This window comes from Mesorhizobium sp. M1A.F.Ca.IN.020.03.2.1 (assembly GCF_004023205.1).
In the GTDB taxonomy this organism is placed as follows: domain Bacteria; phylum Pseudomonadota; class Alphaproteobacteria; order Rhizobiales; family Rhizobiaceae; genus Mesorhizobium.
In genome coordinates this window covers 1-1,543 of the sequence record NZ_RZSV01000456.1, presented here as the reverse complement: position 1 = coordinate 1,543, position 1,543 = coordinate 1, and the positions used below count along the sequence as shown (strand labels likewise).

Below are 1,543 nucleotides of genomic sequence, written 5' to 3'. Positions count from 1 at the left end.
TCACCATTCCTTTGAACAAGTTGGACGTGGACCCGAAGAACGTCCGCAAGACCTATAGCGCCGAGGGCATCAAGGAACTGCCCGCGACCATCCGAGCCGACGGGTACAGGCTGTTGCAGAACCTCATCGTCAGGAAGGGCGACAAGAAAGGCCGCTATTTCGTGACGGCGGGCGGTCGCCGACGCGCGGCGCTCCTTCTTCTTGCCGAGGCGGGCGAGATCGCGAAGGACTTCCCCGTTGAATGCAAGCAGCGTGAGGTCGAGGACGCAACGGCGATCAGCTTGACCGAAAATCTGCATGAGGCCATGCACCCGGCTGACCAGTTTGAGGCCTTCAACGCCCTTGCCGGAGAGGGCAAGGCAGTCGCTGACATCGCGACCCGTTTCGGTACGACCGAAACTATCGTGCGAAAGCGGCTGGCGCTTGCCCGCGTGTCGCCAGTCCTGTTGCAGCTATTCCGCGACGAGGAAATGAGTTTCGCGCAGTTGTCGGCCTTCACCGTCAGCGACGACCAGGAGCGGCAGGTTGAGGTTTGGAATGCCCTGCCCTCTTGGAACCGCGATGTTTATTCCATCCGGCGAGCGCTCACCGAGGAATTGGTTGCCGCGACAGACAAGCGCGTCCAGTTTATCGGCGGGCTGGCTGATTATGAAGCGGTGGGCGGTCCGGTAAAGCGTGACCTGTTCGATGAAAGCAACGCCGGTTATGTCACCGATGCGGCATTGCTGGAAAAGCTGGTGGCAGAGAAGCTTGAGGCGGCAGCCGAGGCGGTACGTGCCGAAGGCTGGAAGTGGGTGGAGATAACCACCGATCTTCCCTACGACACGTTCCAAAGCTACGGACGTCGCTACCCGAAGCTGGTAGACCTTGGCGAGGAGGAACAGGTCGAGTTCGACAAACTCACCGCCGAATATGATCAATTGGCCGAGCTGCTCAACGCGGATGTAGCGGACGAGGATGCCGAGCCGCGCCTTGACGAAATCGAGGAGCGCCTTGAGCAGTTGCGCGACCGTTCGGAGGCTTACGAGCCGGAAGCCTTTGAGGCTGGCGGCGCGATCATCACCCTTGCCAATGGCGGCGCGATCAGGATCGAGCGCGGACTTGTCCGGCCCGAGGATCAGCCGAAGCGCGAAACAGCCGAGGCGCAGGACAGCGAAGCCGAAAGCGGAAAGCCGAAGGTCACCCACTCGGCAGCCCTTATTGAGGACCTGACGGCACAGAAAACCGCCGCCTTGCGCATCGAACTGGCGAACAATCCCGATATCGCGCTGGCCGCCGTGGTTCATGCCATGCTGTCACGTGTCGTCGGATCGGGCTATGGCGTGCAGAGCGCGCTGCAAATCTCGGTTACGTGCGAGCACATCGAGGGATCGATGAAGCAGCCAGACGCCAACAAGGCGCTCGCGGAACTGGAAAACATGCGCGAGAATTGGGGGCACAAAATCCCTGGCAACCCCGCCGATCTTTGGGAGTGGTGCCTTGACCAGACCCGCGATGAGTTGCTTGGCCTTCTCGCCTTTGCCGCTGCGCACAGCGTCAATGC

At 61.0% G+C, this 1,543-nt stretch carries 1 protein-coding gene; it reads left to right on the top strand.

Annotated elements, in window-relative coordinates:
* Positions 1-26: 26 nt before the first annotated feature.
* Positions 27-1,543 (top strand): ParB N-terminal domain-containing protein (locus EOA79_RS31995; RefSeq protein WP_348631876.1); only part of this gene is annotated, 1,517 nt, incomplete at its 3' end.